The sequence below is a fragment of the Aeromicrobium sp. IC_218 genome, from assembly GCF_004336805.1.
Lineage (GTDB): Bacteria > Actinomycetota > Actinomycetes > Propionibacteriales > Nocardioidaceae > Aeromicrobium.
Window position 1 is genome coordinate 39,442 of record NZ_SJXM01000012.1, and the last position, 17,825, is coordinate 57,266.

Below are 17,825 nucleotides of genomic sequence, written 5' to 3' on the forward strand. Positions count from 1 at the left end.
AACGCGCCAGGGCGTTAGAGGAGCGCGAGTCCGGCCGCGGCGGCGCCGACGCCGAGCACGAGGGTGCCGGCGGCATGGGCCGCGGCGAGGGCCGGTCGGCCGTCGCGCACGAGGTCGAGCGTGTCGTGGCTGGCCGTGCTGAACGTCGTCCAGCCGCCCAGGAAGCCGACGCCGAGGGCGGCCGTCCAGGGCTCGGCGAGCGAGGCCGCGGTCAGCAAGCCGAGCGCGAACGAGCCGACCACGTTGACCGCGACGATCGCCCACGGCCCGGGCCATCGCTCGCGACCCAGCCCGTCGGCGACGAAGCGGGACGCGGCGCCGACGCCACCGGCGAGGGCGGTCAGGACGATCACGCGGTCGTCCCTCGGCGTCCGGCCGCCGCGCCGAGCGCGACGGCGAGGAGCCCGAGCAGCACCGTTCCGACGGCGTAGGCCGCGGCCGTGGCGAGCCGGTCGTCACGGGCGAGCTCGACGGTGCCGACGGCCAGCGCGCTGTAGGTGGTGAAGCCGCCGAGCACCCCGGTGCCGAGCAGCAGGCGAGCGCTGAGGAGCCGTCCGGCGTCCGGTCCGCGACGGCGCAACGACGCCAGGAGCAGGCCCAGCAGGAACGCTCCGGCCAGGTTGATCGCGAAGGTGGCGACGGGCCACACGGTGTCACCGGTCGCCCGGGTGAGCAGGTCGCGCGCCAGGACGCCGGCGGTGCCGCCGGCCGCGACGAGCGCGATGAGGCGGGGGTCGCGGTGCGGGGCCGGCATGCCGCTCAGCGTAGGGCGCGCCCGGCAGGACTCGAACCTGCGACCCAGAGATTAGAAGGCTCTTGCTCTATCCAGCTGAGCTACGGGCGCTCGGCGACCCAGGCCGCCGAGCGCCAGTATGCCGCAGCGCGCCGGAGGGTTCGTCCCGACGGCGTGGCCGAAACCGGTCTCGGTCACGGACCGCGCGTGGGAGCATCCTCCTGACCGTCGGCACGGACGCCGGCCGACCGAGGAGCACCGATGGACCGCCTGCGCCGTGCGTTCGCCTCCCGCCGCCGTCGGGCGGTGGCGGCGGCCATCGTGCTCGTGGCGCTGGCAACTTCCGGTTTGGTTGTCGGGCTTGCCCGCGCCGATGGCACCACGTTGCAGATCGCGAGTGGCAACGGGCAGGGCCGGACCACCCCGGCCGAGCACGGCACGTTCTACTTCGGTGATCTCTGCGTGAAGGGTGAGGGCTCCGTCGAGCTGGTGGCGGTGGAGCCGCGGCGCGCGACGCCGGGCTCCGAGGTCAGCGGCTTCGCTGCGGTGCGGTTCGCTCGCGTTCAGAGGGGGTTCGAGCACACTGCACTGGCTCACGAGCCGACGCTCGGCCGGACCCGGAGCGTGACGGAGCGGTGCGTCCCGGGAGTGCCCGCGACTGCTACGTCCCTCGTCGTCGAGGTGACGCGGCACGGGCCGTCGGCGTCCGTGGACGGCCTCCGGATCTGGTACCGCGACGGGACGAGGCTGCGTTCCCTGGACGCCGACGGTTCCATCACCATCTGCCGTGACGAGAAGGCCTGCCCGTGAGGCGCCGCGTTCTCGTCGCCACAGCAGGAGTCCTGGCCGTGGCCCTCGGCGTGGGCCTGTTGCTCGTGGACCGGGCGTGTGCTCCGGAAGTACGTGCGGCAGCCGGCGTCCAGCTCACCAGTGGGTACGACCCCGCGAAGCCGCAGCCGTACGACACGATCTACGTCGACGACCTGTGCGTCGAGGGGGCGGACCGGGCCACGGTGATCGGGGTGGAGCCGGTCCGCGCGAAGCACATGTCCGTCACCGCCTTCGGACTGCATCTGTTCAAGTCCGACGAGCCAGGGATCGGCGCACAGCCGGGACCGCTCGTGGACACCGCGGTCGAGTGGTCCCACGAGGTGGATGCCACGTGCTCGGGCCCAGGTTCCCAGCACGGGCCGACCTCCCTCAACGTCGAGGTCCACCGGGACGCGCCCGGTGACGGGATCATCGAGGGCCTGCGGATCCTCTACCGCGTGGGCGACGCCGTCCATACCGTGGAGAGCGACGCCGTCCTTGAGTTCTGCCAGACCGACGCCTGCTTCGACCGGTGACTGACCTCGTCCTCGCCTAGCCTGCGGGCCATGACCGTGGACTCCCAGCTCGCCGGCCTGCTCACCCTCATCGAGGCCGGCACGCCCATGCACCAGCAGACCCCCGCCGAGGCCCGCGCGGGCTTCCGCACCCTCACCGTCGACATGCGCCAGCCCGAGAGCGTCGTGCCCGTGCGCGCGGTCGAGGAGACGACGGTCGCCGGTGCCGAGGGCGACCTGGCGGCGCGGGTCTACCGGCCCGAGGCGGACGGTCCGGTGCCGACCGTCGTCATGTTCCACGGCGGCGGCTTCGTCATCGGCGACCTCGAGACCCACGACAACATGGCGCGGACGATCTGCGCCGGCACCGGCTCCGTCGTCGTCTCGGTCGACTACCGGCTCGCCCCCGAGCACCCGTTCCCGGCTGCCCCGATGGACGCGGTCGCGGCCACGCTGGACGTCATGGAGCGCCGCGCCCAGCTCGGTGGCTCGGACCTCGTGGCGGTCGCCGGCGACAGCGCCGGCGCCAACCTGTCGGCCGTCGTCGCGCAGCAGGTGCCCGAGGTCGCGGCCCAGCTGCTGCTCTACCCGGTCACCGACATGGGCGGCCAGTACCCCTCGCACGAGGAGAACGGCACCGGCTACTTCCTCGACATGCCGACGATGCTGTGGTTCGGCGCCCAGTACGTCCCCGAGGGCACCGAGCCCACCGACCCGCGGCTCTCCCCGCTGCACGGCGACCTCACCCAGGTCGCCCCGGCCGTGGTCGCGACCGCGGGCTTCGACCCGCTGCGCGACGAGGGCGACGCCTACGCGAAGGCGCTCGAGGCCGCCGGCGTCCGCGTCGTGCACCGCACCTACCCGGCGATGATCCACGGCTTCATGGACATGGGTGCGTTCTCCACCGGGGCGAGGACGGCCGTCGACGACGCGGTCGCCGCGTTCGGCGAGCTGCTGGACTCGCTGCCGCGTCCCTGACCCGACACGCTCCCGCTGCCGCACTCACCGGCGCCGGCGGGGGAGGATGTCGCGGTGCCGATCTTCCCCCGCTCGGCACGTGCCGCAGTCGTCGCCGTCCTGACGCTGCTCGGTGCGTGCTCCGCCGTGCCCGCCGCCGAGCCGACCGCCACCCCGACGGTCGCGCCGCCGACGACGTCCTCCCCGGCCCCGCCCACGTCGGCGGCCACGCCGTCACCGTCGCCGACGCCGCATGCGTCCGGCACGGCCCTGGCCACGCTGCGCACCCTGCCGGTCAAGGGTCGCGGCGCCCGTACCGGCTACGACCGTGACCGGTTCGGCGCCGCCTGGCTCGACGCCGACCGCAACGGCTGCGACACCCGCAACGACGTGCTGGCCGCCCACCTGTCCGACGTGCAGGTGAAGCCCGGCACCCGCGGCTGCGTCGTCCTGTCCGGGGTGCTGGCCGACCCGTACACCGGACGCTCGATCGCCTTCGCCCGCGGCGCCGGCAACGGGGTGGACGTCGACCACGTCGTCGCGCTGTCCAACGCCTGGGTGACCGGCGCGTCGTCCTGGGAGCTTCGCAAGCGCGCCGCCCTCGCCAACGACCCGCTCAACCTGCTCCCGGTCGACGCCTCGGCCAACCGGCAGAAGGGCGACGGCGACGCCGCGACCTGGCTGCCCCCGCACAAGCCGTCGCGCTGCGCGTACGTCGCGCGCCAGGTCGCGGTGAAGGCGAAGTACGGCCTGTGGGTCACGCGACCCGAGCAGAAGGCGGTCGAGCGGGTGCTGGCCGGGTGCCCCGGCGAGCCGCTGCCCGACGACCGGACGGCGGCCCCGGTCCTCGTGCCGCTCGACCTGCGCGAGCCCACCGCCGCCCCCGACGGCGCCGTGCACTTCGGCTCCTGCGCGGACGCCCGAGCCGCCGGGGCAGCGCCGGTCCGGCGCGGCGACCCGGGTTACGGACCACACCTGGACCGCGACGGCGACGGCAGCGCCTGCGAGTAGCCGACAGGGACGTGCAAGGCCGCTGTAAGGCCGCTCGGTGACGGTGGGGACGTCGAACGTCCCCGAGCAGGAGCAGTCCCATGCACGTGCTGAGCAGCACCGCCCGCCGTCTGGTCGTCCTCGTCGCCGTCGCGGCGAGCGTCCTGGCGGTCCAGACCGCCGCACCCCCGGCCGCCCACGCCGGCACGGTGTTCTTCTCGCCGGAGGCCTACGGGACCGGCCGGCTCGACCTGGTCGAGCCGGGCTCGGGCTCGTTCTGCTGGTCGGCCCGGTCGGATCCGTACGCCAAGCACGACTGCGGCCGGTTCTACGTCGAGGCCGTCTTCCAGGCCTGGGCGTGGATGCGCGCCGACCCCTACGAGCACGTCGGCTTCACCGAGGTCGAGTGGGAGAACTGCGACGCGCTCCGCACCCGTGACGGGCAGGTCGAGTGCGGCGTCCACTCTCCGGAGCTCGGCAGCGCCGAGAAGCAGCCGCGCGTCCGCTTCCTCGACGTCACGGCGCCGACCCTCAGCCCGCTCACGGTCGTGCCGCACGACGGGGAGGAGCGCGCGGTGGGCTACGAGTACGCCATCTCCGACACCAGCGCCGCGTCCGCGTTCTGCCGCTACGACGGTGGGGCGGAGACCGCGTGCTCGGCGAAGCGGGCGCGGGCGGTGTGGCCGTCCGAGGGGTGGCACACGGTGAGCGTCGTGGCGCGTGACCGCAGCGGCAACGAGAGCCAGACCCGCCACGCGGACGTCAAGATCGTCGACACCACGATCCGGAGCGGCCCCTCGACCACCCGGTTCCCCGACGCGTTCTTCGAGGTGGGCTCGGGTGCCGGCACGGCCTACGAGTGCGCCGTGGACGATGCCGACTTCGCCCCGTGCCGCATGGGGGACGAGGACCAGGTGTACGTCCCGTCGGTGTCGCCGGGCACGCACCGGTTGCTCGTCCGGGCGGTCGACGGCGAGTGGAAGGACCCGGTCCCGGCATCCTGGACGTGGACCCTGCTGGCGCCGACCCCGACGGACCCGGGCACCCCGACGGACCCCGGCACCCCGACCGACCCCGGCACCCCGACCGACCCCGGCACGCCGACGACACCCACGCCGCAGAAGGACCGGACGGCTCCCGACACCCGCGTGACCGCGGGGCCCGCCCACGGCTCGGTGCTGCGCGCCACCAGCACGACCCTGCGCGCCGCCGCGACCGAGAAGGGGGCCACGTTCCGCTGCACGCTGGACGGACGCGCCGTGGGCTGCGCGAACGGCGCCCTGGCCCTGCGGGGGCTGCGGTCCGGGACGCACGAGGTCCGCCTCGCCGCGGTCGACCGGGCCGGAAACGCCGACCGCACGCCCGCCGTCCGCCGGTTCACCGTGCCGACCGACCTGCGGTCGGCCAAGGGCTGGAAGCGGGTCTCGACGCGGGGAGCCTGGGGCGGGGCGGTGCTGAGCGCCTCGCGGCGCAAGGCCGCGCTGACGACGTCCGTCGCCCGCGGCACGCGCTCGGCCGTGCTGATCGGCTCGAGCTCCCGCATCGGGGCGAAGGTCAGCGTCTACGCCGGCCGGACGCGGCTGGCCACGCTGAGCGTGCCGCGTGCGTCGGCCCCGGGGCTCCTGCCCGCGGTGCGCGTCCCGGTCTCCTTCCACGGCCGGCTGAAGGTCGTCGTGCGGAGCAAGGGCAAGCCGGTGCGGCTGGACGCGGTCGCGCTCGTCCGGTGACCCGACCCGCTCCCGCGGCATGCCTTCCGTGTCGCGGGAGCCGGCGTCCGGGCCCGTGGACGACGACGGGCCGACGGGGGATCGCGCCACTACGCTGACGCCGTGACCGCCACCCTCGGAGCCCCGCCGCGCCGCCTGCCCCGGGAGGCGGACGTCGTCCAGCGCGGTCGCACCACGCTCGTCGTCCTGGTGGCGATCGCCGGGGTCGTGGGCATCGCCGGCGGCATCTTCTTCGCGACCACCGCCGGCGACGTCGAGGGCGCGGGCCTCGCGCTGCTGTACGCGCTCATCCCGCTCCCGCTGCTGTGGTGGACGTTCTGGTGGCTCGACCGCTACGAGCCCGAGCCGCCGCGCTACAAGCTGGCCGCGTTCGTGTGGGGAGGCGTGGTGGCGGTGGTCATCGCCCTGGGCCTGCAGATCCTGGCCGAGCTGTGGTTCGACCTCACGCTCGAGCAGATGGCCACCTACTTGGCGCCGGTCACCGAGGAGCCGGCCAAGGCGCTGTTCCTGCTGCTCACCGTCCTGCGCTGGCGGCGCATCATCGACGGCGTCCTCGACGGCATCGTCGTCGCCGGCATCGTCGGCATCGGCTTCGCGTTCATGGAGAACATCGGCTACTACGCCGTCTCATACCTCGGTGAGGCCGACGCGATCGGGCCCACCGGGGCGAGCGGCGCCGCGGCCACGTTCTTCGTCCGCGGCGTCGTCAGCCCGTTCGCCCACCCGCTGTTCACCGCGTCCGTCGGAATCGGGCTGGGCCTGGCCGTCGGACGCCGCAGCACGGTGGCCAAGGTCGCGCTCGTCGCGGGCGGGCTGGCCGTCGCGATGCTGCTGCACGGCCTCTGGAACGGCAGTGCCTCGAGCGGGCGTCCGGAGCTGTTCGTGCTGACCTACCTGCTGCTCGGCGCGGTGCTCCTCGGCTACGGCGTCCTGGCCGTCGTCGCGCGCTTCCGCCAGGTGCGGACGCTGGAGCGCTCGCTGCACTACGTGGCGCTGCGCGGCTGGATCCACCCCGACGAGGTGCCGTACCTGTCGCGGTTCTCGTACCGCAAGGCCGCGCGGACGTACGCCGCCGCCCACTACGGTCCCGACACCGCCCGTGCCGTGCGCCGCTACCAGGAGCTCGCCACCGAGATGGCCTTCCTCCACGACGCCGTGATGACCGGCCGGCGCAAGCCGCACGGGGTCGAGCGCACCTTCGCCCTGCTGGACGCGATGCACGCCGTCCGGCCGTGGGTGCGGCTGCCCCCGCCGCTGCGCGTGCCGCGACACCTCTCCTGACCCCCGGCCCGGCGCTGGGCGGCGCGGCGGCGGAGCGCGTCGTCCACTAGGGTTGAGCAGCAAAGTCCACGTCCGGGAGTCGAAAGAGGTGAACGTGCCGAGCGATCACGCCTCGCCCGAGCTCCTGGGTGCGTTGAGCCGCCTGCACGGCGACGCCGCCGCGGCCACGTTCCCGTTCGAGGTCGAGGGCAGCGACGAGGTCCGCGAGAAGCGCACCGCGCTGCTCGAGCAGCTGTCCGACTACATCCTGCCGCGCCTGGTCCAGCTCGAGGCGCCGCTGCTGGTCGTCGTCGGCGGCTCCACCGGCGCGGGCAAGTCGACCCTGGTCAGCTCGCTGGTGGGGGAGCGCGTCACCGAGTCCGGCGTCCTGCGCCCGACCACCCGCTCGCCCGTGCTCGTGCACCACCCCGACGAGGCCAAGTGGTTCGCGCCCGACCGCGTCCTGCCCGAGCTTCCGCGCACGACCGAGGTCGGCAACGCCACGTACGCCCTGCGCCTCGTCGCGTCCGACAAGATGCCGCGCGGCCTGGCCATCCTGGACGCCCCCGACGTCGACTCGATCGACGCCGGCAACCGTGAGCTCGCCTCCCAGCTGCTCGCCGCCGCCGACCTGTGGCTGTTCGTCACCTCCGCCGCGCGCTACGCCGACCAGGTGCCGTGGGACTACCTGCGCGCCGCGGCCGAGCGCAGCGCCGCCGTCGCGGTCGTGCTCGACCGCACCCACCCGGACTCGATCAACGAGGTCCGCGGCCACCTGGCCCGCATGATGACCTCGCGCGGCCTGAGCGACTCCCCGCTGTTCACCATCGACGAGTCCCCGCTGGACGTCGACGGCCTGCTGCCGCGCGAGAAGGTCACCGGCATGCTCGGCTGGCTGCGCGACCTCGCGGACGACCCCGCGGCCCGCGCCGAGGTGGTCAGCCGCACCCTCGACGGTGCGGTGCGGCTCAACGTCTTCCGCGGCTTCGACCTGGTCGACGGCCTCGACGCGCAGGTCGCCGTCGGCCGCCGCCTGACCGGCGCCGGCGAGCGCGCGTACGACGAGGCCGCCTGCAAGGTGGCCGACGCGGTCGCCGACGGCTCCCTGCTCGTCGGACCGCTGGGCGCGCGCTGGGACGACTACGTGGGCTCCGGCGAGGTGCTGGCCTCGGTCGAGCAGCGTGTCGGACGCATCCGCGACCGCTTCATCGAGGGCGTCACCGGCAAGCGCACCCGCGCCGCCGAGGTCACCGAGGCCGTGGTCTCGGCCCTCACCGTCGTCCTCACCGGCGCGGTCGAGTCGGCCGCCCGCACGACCGCCGCCGCCTGGGACGCCGAGCCGGCCGGACGCGTCGTCGTCGAGGCCCACCGCGGCATCGACCGCGCCTCCCGCGAGGCCGCGCCCGCGGCCGAGCGGGCCGTGCGCGACTGGCAGCAGGTCGTCCTCGACACGGTCAAGACCGAGGGCGCCGACAAGCGCCTGAGCGCGAAGTTCCTGGCCTTCGGTGCCGACGGCGTCGCGCTGTCGGCGATGATCGTCGCCCTGGCCGGCCCGTCGGGCCGTGACCAGGTCGCCCGCCGCGTGCTCGACTCGATCCTGGGTCCGGAGCAGGCCGGACGCGTCGTCGAGCGCGCCCGCGCCGACCTCGACGCCCGGGTGCGCCGCTACGTCGACGCCGAGCGCGACCGCCAGCTCCGCGTCCTGCCGTCGGTGACCGAGCTGGAGGCCGTCCGCGCCCGCCTGTCCGAGTCCGCGCGCGGTGCCGAGCACGCCCGCCACCTCGACTTCCTCGGAGACGACGCATGACCGAGCCCGTCACGCCCGCCACCCCGGCCGAGACCGGGACCGAGACCACGGCCACCCCGGCCGTCGCGCCCGACGTGGCCGCCCGCCTGGACGCGCTGCAGCAGGCCGTCGACGCGTCGAAGGCGCACCTCGACGCCGAGGTGCTGCGCCCGGCCGCCGACGTCACCGGCCGTGGCGCGGAGCGGCTCAAGCTGTCCGGCGAGCACACGATCGTCGCCCTCGGCGGCGCGACCGGCTCGGGCAAGTCGTCGCTGTTCAACGCGCTGGCCGACCTCGAGATCGCCGGCACCGGCGTCCGGCGCCCCACCACGACGTGGGCCCTGGCCTGCGCCTGGGGCCCGGACGGCGCGACCGAGCTGCTCGAGTGGATGGGCATCCCGGCTCGCCACCAGGTCTCGCGCCAGAGCATGCTCGACCGCTCCAGCGACGACACCCGCCTGGACGGCCTCGTGCTGCTCGACCTGCCCGACCACGACTCCACCGAGGTCTCGCACCACTTGGAGATGGAGCGCCTGCTGCCCTACTCCGACACCCTGGTGTGGGTGCTGGACCCGCAGAAGTACGCCGACGCGGCCATCCACGACCGGTACATCCGGCCCATGGCCGCGTACGCGGACGTCACCATCGTCGTGCTGAACCAGATCGACCGGATCCCGTTCGACCAGCGTGAGAACGCCCTCGCCGACCTGCGCCGCATCCTCACCGAGGAGGGCCTGCCGGACGTCACCGTCATCGGCGTCTCCGCGGCCCGCGGCGACGGCGTCGACGAGCTCAAGCGCGAGCTGGCCCGCCGCATCCGGGCCAAGCAGGCCTCCCGCGAGCGGCTCGGCACCGAGCTCACCGCGATCGCCTCGACCATCGCCGACACCGTCGGCACCGCCGAGGTGCCGGGCATCGGCGAGGCCGACGTCCGTGGCCTCGAGGACGGCCTGGCCGGTGCGGCCGGCGTCCCCGACGTCGTCGACTCGATCGGCTCCGTCTCGCGCCGCCGCGCCGTGCGCACCACGACCTGGCCGGTCGCGCGCCTGTTCACCCGCAAGGACCGCTCGGGCGAGGTGACCGCCGACGAGTCGCTGACCGTCACGTCGCTGCGCCGCGCGCAGGGCGTCGGCGTCGGGGGCGTGCAGCCCGCCGCCGCCGAGCAGGCCGTCCGCGACTTCGCCGACAAGGCGGCCGTCGGCATGAGCCGTCCGTGGGCCACCGCCGTCCGTGACACCGCCGACGCGCGCCAGCGCGAGGTCGTCGATACCCTCGATGAGCGTCTCGCCGGCGCCGACCTGGGGCTCGACCGCACGCCGGCCGGCTGGTACCTGCTCGCCGCGCTGCAGTGGCTGCTGCTGCTCGCCGGCATCGGCGGCGTGGCCTGGCTGGTCTCCATGGCGTTCGGCCAGGAGTGGAACCCGCTCGCGGTCGTCCTCGCCGTCGCCGGCCTGCTCGGCGGCACCGTGCTCGCCCTGGTCACCCGGCCGTTCGTGCTGGCCTCGGCCCGCAAGCGCGCGGCCCGGGCCGAGGACGTGCTCCGCGACGTCGTCCGCGACGTGGCCGGCGAGCGCGTCGTCGAGCCGCTCGAGGGCGTCGTCGCCGACTACCGGCGCGCCCGCGAGGGCCTGCTCGTCGCCCGCGGCTGACGCACGGGGCGCGCCCCCTCGTGCGCTCGGTAGGCTGGTCGCACCATGGCTGACTACGTATTCACTCTCCGCAACGTGCGCAAGGCGCACGGCGACAAGGTCGTCCTCGACAACGTCACGCTCTCGTTCCTGCACGGCGCGAAGATCGGCGTCGTCGGCCCCAACGGCGCCGGCAAGTCGACGCTGCTCAAGATCATGGCCGGGCTCGAGCACGCCAACAACGGCGACGCGATCAAGGACCCCGAGGCCACCGTCGGCATGCTCCAGCAGGAGCCGCCGCTGACCGAGGGCAAGACCGTCCTGGAGAACGTCCAGGAGGCCGTGGGCGAGATCAAGGGCAAGCTCGACCGGTTCAACGAGATCTCCGAGCTGATGGCCGCGCCCGACGCGGACTTCGACACGCTGCTCGCCGAGATGGGCGACCTGCAGACCGACCTCGACCACACCAACGCCTGGGACCTCGACTCGCGCCTGGACCAGGCGATGGACGCCCTGCGCTGCCCGCCGCCGGACACGCTCGTCGACCACCTCTCCGGTGGTGAGCGCCGCCGCGTCGCGCTGTGCAAGCTGCTGCTCCAGCAGCCCGACCTGCTGCTGCTCGACGAGCCCACCAACCACCTGGACGCGGAGTCGGTCAGCTGGCTGGAGGGTCACCTCAAGACGTACCCGGGCGCCGTCCTGGCCATCACCCACGACCGGTACTTCCTGGACAACGTCGCCGAGTGGATCGCCGAGGTCGACCGCGGCTCCATCCACGGCTACGAGGGCAACTACTCCACGTACCTGGAGACCAAGAAGGAGCGGCTCAAGATCGAGGGGCAGAAGGACGCCAAGCGCGCCAAGCGCCTCGAGCAGGAGCTGGAGTGGGTGCGCTCCAACGCCAAGGCCCGCCAGACCAAGAGCAAGTCGCGTCTGGCCCGCTACGAGGAGCTCGCCGCCGAGGCCGAGAAGGCCCGCAAGATCGACACCGCCGACATCAACATCCCGCCGGGACCGCGCCTGGGCGACGTCGTGCTCCAGGCCGAGCACCTGACCAAGGGCTTCGAGGACCGTGTGCTGTGGAACGACATCTCGTTCTCGCTGCCGCGCGCCGGCATCGTCGGCGTCATCGGCCCGAACGGCGTCGGCAAGACCACGCTGTTCCGCATGATCACCGGCGAGGAGCAGCCCGACGCGGGCACGCTGAACGTCGGCTCCACGGTGTCGATCTCGTACGCCGACCAGAGCCGCGGCGGCATCGACCCGCAGAAGAACGTCTGGGAGGTCGTCTCCGGTGGCCTGGACTTCATCAAGGTCGCCAACTTCGAGATGAACAGCCGCGCGTACGTGGCCTCGTTCGGCTTCAAGGGCCCGGACCAGCAGAAGAAGGCCGGCGTGCTCTCCGGTGGTGAGCGCAACCGCCTGAACCTCGCGCTCACGCTGAAGATGGGCGGAAACATGCTGCTCCTCGACGAGCCGACCAACGACCTGGACGTCGAGACGCTGTCGTCGCTGGAGGACGCGCTCCTGGAGTTCCCCGGCTGCGCCGTGGTCACGTCCCACGACCGCTGGTTCCTCGACCGCGTCGCCACCCACATCCTCGCCTGGGAGGGCGACGAGGAGGACGGCGGCAAGTGGTTCTGGTTCGAGGGCAACTTCGCCTCGTACGAGGCCAACAAGATCGAGCGCCTCGGCCCCGAGGCGGCGCGCCCGCACCGCGTGACGCACCGTCGCCTGACGCGCGACTGACGCCCCACGCACGACGGCCCCGGACCACCTGGTCCGGGGCCGTCGTGCGTGTCGGCGCGGACGCTCAGCCGGTGGCGGCGCGCTCGGCGGCGCTGCGCAGGACGCAGAACTCGTTGCCCTCGGGGTCGGCCAGCACGACCCAGCCGGTGCCGTCGGGCTCGCGCCGGTCGGCCAAGACGGTGGCGCCGATCGCGAGCAGGCGCTCGACCTCGGCGTCGCGGGTCGAGTCGGGCTGCAGGCACAGGTGCACGCGGTTCTTGACCGTCTTGGGCTCGGGCACCTGGTTGAAGTGAAGTACCGGCCCGCCGGGGACGAGCACCTGCGTCTCCTCCACGCCGGGACCGTCCTCGGCGTGCTGAGGGTGCCCGGTCACCTGGCACCAGAACTCGGCGAGCGCGAAGGCGTCCGTGCAGTCGATCGCGACGTTCTGCACCACCGAGACCATCGCGGGTCCTAGGCGGTGGTGGGGGAGGCCAGGGAGTCGGCGGGGTTGGACGGCGCGCCGTAGCAGCGGTCGCCCTCGGCCAGCCGGGTCACCACGGCCTGCATGACGTTGCCCATCGTCTCCAGGTCGGCGTCGGGCACCTGAGAGACGAGGTAGTCGTGCACGCCCGTGACGTGGGTGTGCGCCGCCTGCTCGAGGGTGCGCATGCCGTGGTCGGTGAGGAAGGCGAAGACGCCGCGGCCGTCGTCGCCGCACTGCCCGCGCCGGACGATGCCGGCCTTCTCCAGGCGGGAGACGGTGTGGGTCACGCGGCTGCGCGAGTGGGACAGGGCGTCGGCCAGCTCCGACATGCGCACGGAGTGCTCGGGCGACTCCGAGAGGCGCACGAGGATCTCGTACTCGGCGAGCGAGAGGCCGTGGGCCTGGCGCAGGTCGCGGTCGAGCCGGTCGAACAGCACCGTCGTGCCGCCCAGGAGCAGGCGCCAGGAGCGCTGCTGGGCGGGGTCGAGCCAAGGAGTGGCGTCGGGGGACGTGCTGGTCATGGGCTGATCCTACTCCGAGGAAGGGGGTTGTTGACTGTTCAACAACATGGTACGTTCTTCCCAGGCAGTTGAAAAGGCAACTACCGAACAGACTTGAACGAGGAGAATCACCATGGTCACCACCGGCACCTGGCACCTGGACCCGACCCACACCGAGATCGGCTTCCAGGTCCGTCACCTCATGAGCAAGGTCCGCGGCAAGTTCGAGAGCTTCGAGGGCACGATCGTCACCGCCGACGACGTCACCGCCTCCAGCCTGAACGTCTCGGTCGACCTGACCTCGATCAACACCGGCACCGCCGACCGCGACCAGCACCTGCGCTCGGCCGACTTCTTCGAGGTCGAGAAGTACCCGGCGATGACGTTCACGAGCACCGGCATCAAGCAGGTCTCGGACGAGGAGTTCGTCGTCACCGGCGACCTGACCATCAAGGGCGTCACCAAGCCGGTCGAGCTCGAGGTCGAGTTCCTGGGCGAGGGCGGCGACCCGTGGGGCGGCACCCGCGCCGGCGTCGAGGCCAAGGGCCAGATCAGCCGCAAGGAGTTCGGCATCGACTTCAACATCCCCGTCGCCGGCGCCGACAAGGCGATGATCGGCGACACGATCAAGCTGCAGATCGTCGCGGAGGCCGTCCTCGAGGCCCCCGTCGAGGCCTGATCCTCACGAACCTGCGGACCTCAGCAACCCGCACACGCGCGACGCCCGGTCCCACCTCGGTGGGGCCGGGCGTCGTCGTGCGTGGACGGCCTCAGCCGTGGGTGACCATGCGGACGGCCAGGGACGCGTGCAGCGTGGCCATCGACTCCGGGGTCCGCGAGCCGGCGTCGGGGGAGTACCAGCGCACGAGGTCGACGCCGAGCGAGAGCAGCGCCCGGGCCGTGCCGCCGAGGTCGTCCACGTCGAACGCGCCCGCCGCGACGCCGTCGGCGAGGACGTCGCGGACGACGCGCTCGATCCGCCGGCGGTAGTCGCCGATCTCGGTGCGGTGCTCGGGGGAGAGGGCGTTGAACTCGTACTGCACGATGCGCCCGACGCGGCTGTTGCGCGCGTGCCAGAGGCTGAAGTCGTAGATCAGGCCGCGCAGCCGCTCGACCGGCTCGCCGGTGCGCGCCGCGGACTTCTCGACCAGGTCGAGCGTCTCCTGGTGGCCGGACAGGCTCACCTGGAAGAACAGGCTCTCCTTGGAGTCGTGGTGGACGTACACCGCCGCCGGGCTCATGCCGGCGCGCGACGCGATGTCGCGCGTCGTGGTCGCCGCGAAGCCCTTCTCGGCGAAGGCCTCGACGGCGGCGCTGATCAGCCGCTCGCGGGCGGTGGTCGTCATGGAGCCTCCTCGGTCGGTAGACAGCATGGCGCACGTCTGGCACGCTAAGCAAGCGCTTAGCAACCTGGAGCGCCGCACCGCCGAGCCACGAGGAAGACCATGCAGCGAACCATCTTCGACGCCGACCACGAGTCCTTCCGCGACACCTGCGCGGCCTTCCTGGCCAAGCAGGTCGAGCCGAACCTCGAGCAGTACATCCAGGACAAGGCGATCAGCCGGGACTTCTGGCGCGCGGCCGGCGAGCAGGGCCTGCTCGGCCTGGAGATCCCCGACGAGGTCGGTGGCTCCGAGGCCGGCGACTTCCGGTTCAACGCGGTCTTCGCCGAGGAGCTGAGCAAGGTCAGCGCCGCGCTGGCGTCGTGCGTCGGCATCCACTCCGACATCGTCGCGCCCTACATCGTCGACCTGGGCACGCCGGAGCAGAAGGAGCGCTGGCTCCCCGGCATGGCGTCCGGCGAGATCCTGGCCGCGATCGGCATGACCGAGCCGGGCGGCGGCTCGGACCTGGCCGCGCTGCGCACCACCGCCGTCCGCGACGGCGACGAGTGGGTGATCAACGGCTCCAAGACGTTCATCACTAACGGCTACAGCGGCGACCTCATCGTCACCGCGGTGCGCACCTCGCCGGAGAAGGGCGCCAAGGGCATCACGCTGTTCGGCATCGAGGCGACCGACCCCGGGTTCAGCCGCGGCCGCAAGCTCGACAAGGTCGGGCAGCCCGAGTCCGACACCGCCGAGCTGTTCTTCGAGGACGTCCGCCTGGGCGACGACCGGGTCATCGGCGAGGTCGACCGCGGCTTCATCTACATGATGGAGCGGCTCCCGCAGGAGCGGCTGACCTGCGCGGTGTCCAACATCGCGCACGCCAAGCAGATCCTGGTCGAGACCATCCAGTACGCGAAGGACCGGCACGCGTTCAAGCAGCCGATCGGCTCCTTCCAGCACAACAAGTTCCTGCTCGCCCACCTGGTGACCAAGATCGAGGCCGCCGAGGCCTTCGTCGACGCCGCGGTGCTGGCGCACAGCAAGGGCGAGCTGACCGCGATCGACGCCGCCAAGGCCAAGTACTGGTCCTCGGAGGTCCAGAACGAGGTGCTCGACGACTGCGTCCAGCTGCACGGCGGCTACGGCTTCATGAACGAGTACCGCGTCGCCCGCGCCTGGCGGGACGCCCGCGTGAGCCGCATCTGGGCCGGCTCGAACGAGATCATGAAGGAGCTCATCGGCCGCGACCTCGGCCTCTGACGCACGTCCCCCGGCCACGGACGGCCAGCCCGCACCCCTCCCACACCGAAGGCAGGAACCATGCCGGAAGCAGTGATCGTCTCCACCGCCCGCTCGCCGATCGGGCGCGCGTTCAAGGGCTCGCTCAAGGACATGCGTCCTGACGACCTCACCGTCCAGATGGTCCGCGCGGCCCTGGACAAGGTGCCCGAGCTGGACCCGAAGGACATCACCGACCTCATGCTCGGCTGCGGCCTGCCCGGCGGCGAGCAGGGCTTCAACATGGGCCGCAACGTCGCGGTGCTGGCCGGCTACGACCACCTCCCCGGCACCACCGTGACGCGCTACTGCTCGTCGTCCCTGCAGACGACGCGCATGGCCTTCCACGCGATCAGGGCCGGCGAGGGCGACGCGTACATCTCGGCCGGCGTCGAGACGGTCAGCCGCTTCGTCAAGGGCAACAGCGACTCGATCCCCGGCCAGGACCTGCTCAACCCGCTGTTCGCCGAGGCCGTGCAGCGCACGGACGACTTCACGCACGGCGGCAAGACCTGGCACGACCCGCGCGAGGACGGCAACGTCCCCGACGTCTACATCGCCATGGGCCAGACGGCCGAGAACGTCCAGCAGGTGCTGGGCATGAGCCGCGAGGAGCAGGACCGCTTCGCCGTGCGCAGCCAGAACCTGGCCGAGCAGGCGATCGCCAACGGCTTCTGGGCCAAGGACATCACGCCGGTCACCCTGCCCGACGGCACCGTGGTCAGCGCCGACGACGGACCGCGTGCGGGCGTCACCTACGAGGCGGTCTCGCAGCTCAAGCCCGTCTTCCGCCCCGACGGCACGGTGACCGCCGGCAACGCCTGCCCGCTCAACGACGGCGCCGCCGCGCTCGTGATCATGAGCGACACGAAGGCCGCCGAGCTCGGGCTCACCCCGCTGGCGCGCATCGTCTCGACCTCGGTCACGGGCCTGTCGCCGGAGATCATGGGCCTCGGCCCGGTCGACGCCATCCGCGGCGCGCTGAAGCAGGCCGGCATGGGCCTGGACGACGTCGACCTGTTCGAGATCAACGAGGCGTTCGCCGTGCAGGCGCTCGGCTCGGCCCAGCAGCTGGGCATCGACGTCGACAAGCTCAACGTCAACGGCGGCGGCATCGCCGTCGGCCACCCGTTCGGCATGACCGGCGCGCGCATCACCAGCACGCTGATCAACTCCCTGCAGTGGCACGACAAGCAGATCGGCGTCGAGTCGATGTGCGTCGGCGGCGGCATGGGCATGGCGATGGTGCTGGAGCGTCTGTCGTGACGGGCCGCTTCTCCGGCCAGGTCGCGATCGTCACCGGCGCCAGCCGCGGCATCGGCCTGGGCATCGCCCAGCGTCTCGTCGACGAGGGCGCGCAGGTGTGCATCACCGCCCGCAAGGAGGCCGCTCTCGCCGAGGCCGCGGACGTCCTCGGCGACGGCCGGGCGATCTACGTCGCCGGCAGCGCGGACGACCCCGCGCACCAGGACGAGGCGATCGCCGCGACGCTCGAGCGATTCGGCCGCCTGGACCTGCTGGTCAACAACACCGGCATCAACCCGGTGTACGGCCGCGCGATCGAGGTCGACCTGGCCGCGGTCGAGAAGATCTTCCGGGTCAACGTCGTCAGCGCGCTGTCGTGGGCGCAGAAGGCGTACGCCGCGTCGCTGGCCGAGCACGGGGGTGCGATCGTCAACGTCGCGTCCATCGCCGGGCTCAAGCCGGCCCCGAACATCGGCATGTACGGCGCGTCGAAGTCCGCGCTCATCCACCTCACCGAGGAGCTGGCCGTCGAGCTCGGCCCGTCGGTGCGCGTGAACGCGGTCGCGCCGGCCGTCGTGAAGACCAAGTTCGCCAACGCGCTGTACGAGGGCCGCGAGGCCGAGGTCGCCGCCGAGTACCCGCTCAAGCGGCTCGGCGAGCCCGAGGACATCGCCGCCGTCGTCGCCTTCCTGCTCTCGCAGGATGCCGCCTGGGTCACCGGCCAGACGATCGTCGTCGACGGCGGCCTCACCCTCACCGGCGGCTCGGTCTAGGGCACCGGCCGCGGCGCTGCCGCGCTTCGTGACGACGAGGACCATCTCCGGCGCGGAGGTGGTCCTCTTCGTCACAC

At 72.8% G+C, this 17,825-nt stretch carries 18 protein-coding genes and 1 tRNA gene; 13 read left to right on the forward strand and 6 right to left on the reverse strand.

What is annotated here, in order from left to right:
- Positions 1–14: 14 nt before the first annotated feature.
- The 3 genes from E0W78_RS13015 to E0W78_RS13025 form a co-directional block, all read right to left on the reverse strand.
- Positions 15–353 carry a CrcB family protein gene (locus E0W78_RS13015; RefSeq protein WP_131404387.1) on the reverse strand — a complete coding sequence of 113 codons (339 nt, stop codon included), beginning with the start codon at positions 351–353 and terminating at the stop codon, positions 15–17.
- Positions 350–754: a CrcB family protein gene (locus E0W78_RS13020; RefSeq protein WP_131404388.1), complete on the reverse strand. Its 405-nt coding sequence runs from the start codon at positions 752–754 to the stop codon at positions 350–352. The genes E0W78_RS13015 and E0W78_RS13020 overlap by 4 nt, the downstream gene beginning before the upstream one ends.
- A 16-nt stretch (positions 755–770) precedes the next feature.
- Positions 771–844, reverse strand: a tRNA-Arg gene (locus tag E0W78_RS13025).
- Positions 845–994: 150 nt separating this feature from the next.
- Here E0W78_RS13025 and E0W78_RS13030 point away from each other — a divergent pair.
- The 9 genes from E0W78_RS13030 to ettA all read left to right on the forward strand — a co-directional run bounded on the left by E0W78_RS13030 (position 995) and on the right by ettA (position 12,155).
- Complete coding sequence (locus E0W78_RS13030) at positions 995–1,543, forward strand: hypothetical protein (RefSeq protein ID WP_131404389.1); 549 nt, start codon at positions 995–997, stop codon at positions 1,541–1,543.
- Between the two features lie 38 nt (positions 1,544–1,581).
- Positions 1,582–2,079, forward strand: a complete 498-nt coding sequence (locus E0W78_RS13035) for a hypothetical protein (RefSeq protein WP_131404390.1) — start codon at positions 1,582–1,584, stop codon at positions 2,077–2,079.
- A gap of 30 nt (positions 2,080–2,109) precedes the next feature.
- Positions 2,110–3,036: an alpha/beta hydrolase gene (locus E0W78_RS13040; RefSeq protein WP_131404391.1), complete on the forward strand. Its 927-nt coding sequence runs from the start codon at positions 2,110–2,112 to the stop codon at positions 3,034–3,036.
- A gap of 54 nt (positions 3,037–3,090) precedes the next feature.
- Positions 3,091–4,026 (forward strand): DUF1524 domain-containing protein, encoded by a 936-nt coding sequence (locus tag E0W78_RS13045; protein WP_242686348.1) that lies wholly within the window; start codon positions 3,091–3,093, stop codon positions 4,024–4,026.
- 80 nt (positions 4,027–4,106) lie between these two features.
- Complete coding sequence (locus E0W78_RS13050; RefSeq protein WP_131404392.1) at positions 4,107–5,732, forward strand: hypothetical protein; 1,626 nt, start codon at positions 4,107–4,109, stop codon at positions 5,730–5,732.
- A gap of 102 nt (positions 5,733–5,834) precedes the next feature.
- Positions 5,835–7,013 carry a PrsW family intramembrane metalloprotease gene (locus tag E0W78_RS13055; RefSeq protein WP_131404393.1) on the forward strand — a complete coding sequence of 393 codons (1,179 nt, stop codon included), beginning with the start codon at positions 5,835–5,837 and terminating at the stop codon, positions 7,011–7,013.
- A 94-nt stretch (positions 7,014–7,107) separates the two neighbouring features.
- Positions 7,108–8,799 carry a dynamin family protein gene (locus E0W78_RS13060; RefSeq protein WP_242686349.1) on the forward strand — a complete coding sequence of 564 codons (1,692 nt, stop codon included), beginning with the start codon at positions 7,108–7,110 and terminating at the stop codon, positions 8,797–8,799.
- Positions 8,796–10,427 carry an ABC transporter gene (locus E0W78_RS13065; protein ID WP_131404394.1) on the forward strand — a complete coding sequence of 544 codons (1,632 nt, stop codon included), beginning with the start codon at positions 8,796–8,798 and terminating at the stop codon, positions 10,425–10,427. The genes E0W78_RS13060 and E0W78_RS13065 overlap by 4 nt, the downstream gene beginning before the upstream one ends.
- Before the next feature lie 45 nt (positions 10,428–10,472).
- Positions 10,473–12,155 carry an energy-dependent translational throttle protein EttA gene (gene ettA / locus E0W78_RS13070; protein ID WP_131404395.1) on the forward strand — a complete coding sequence of 561 codons (1,683 nt, stop codon included), beginning with the start codon at positions 10,473–10,475 and terminating at the stop codon, positions 12,153–12,155.
- A 64-nt stretch (positions 12,156–12,219) separates the two neighbouring features.
- Here ettA and E0W78_RS13075 read toward each other — a convergent pair whose 3' ends face one another.
- Together E0W78_RS13075 and E0W78_RS13080 are read right to left on the reverse strand one after the other, a co-directional pair.
- Positions 12,220–12,600, reverse strand: a complete 381-nt coding sequence (locus tag E0W78_RS13075) for a VOC family protein (protein ID WP_131404396.1) — start codon at positions 12,598–12,600, stop codon at positions 12,220–12,222.
- A gap of 8 nt (positions 12,601–12,608) precedes the next feature.
- The gene (locus E0W78_RS13080; RefSeq protein ID WP_131404397.1) at positions 12,609–13,142 is read right to left on the reverse strand and encodes a MarR family transcriptional regulator; all 534 of its coding nucleotides are present in this window, start codon (positions 13,140–13,142) and stop codon (positions 12,609–12,611) included.
- Positions 13,143–13,254: 112 nt separating this feature from the next.
- Here E0W78_RS13080 and E0W78_RS13085 point away from each other — a divergent pair, with 112 nt between their 5' ends.
- On the forward strand, positions 13,255–13,800 hold the full coding sequence (locus E0W78_RS13085) for a YceI family protein (protein WP_019146006.1): 546 nt from the start codon (positions 13,255–13,257) through the stop codon (positions 13,798–13,800).
- 91 nt (positions 13,801–13,891) lie between these two features.
- Here the strand turns inward: E0W78_RS13085 and E0W78_RS13090 are convergent, their stop codons facing one another.
- Entirely contained in the window at positions 13,892–14,467 is a 576-nt protein-coding gene (locus E0W78_RS13090) for a TetR/AcrR family transcriptional regulator (RefSeq protein ID WP_131404398.1), read from the reverse strand.
- A 99-nt stretch (positions 14,468–14,566) separates the two neighbouring features.
- Between E0W78_RS13090 and E0W78_RS13095 the strand changes: the two genes are divergently transcribed.
- From E0W78_RS13095 to E0W78_RS13105, 3 genes are read left to right on the forward strand one after another with little or no spacing between them, the layout of a single operon-like run.
- Positions 14,567–15,712 (forward strand): acyl-CoA dehydrogenase family protein, encoded by a 1,146-nt coding sequence (locus E0W78_RS13095; protein ID WP_131404399.1) that lies wholly within the window; start codon positions 14,567–14,569, stop codon positions 15,710–15,712.
- 60 nt (positions 15,713–15,772) lie between these two features.
- Positions 15,773–16,996 carry an acetyl-CoA C-acetyltransferase gene (locus tag E0W78_RS13100; RefSeq protein WP_131404400.1) on the forward strand — a complete coding sequence of 408 codons (1,224 nt, stop codon included), beginning with the start codon at positions 15,773–15,775 and terminating at the stop codon, positions 16,994–16,996.
- On the forward strand, positions 16,993–17,748 hold the full coding sequence (locus E0W78_RS13105) for an SDR family oxidoreductase (protein WP_131404401.1): 756 nt from the start codon (positions 16,993–16,995) through the stop codon (positions 17,746–17,748). The genes E0W78_RS13100 and E0W78_RS13105 overlap by 4 nt, the downstream gene beginning before the upstream one ends.
- The last annotated feature ends 77 nt before the right edge of the window (positions 17,749–17,825 follow it).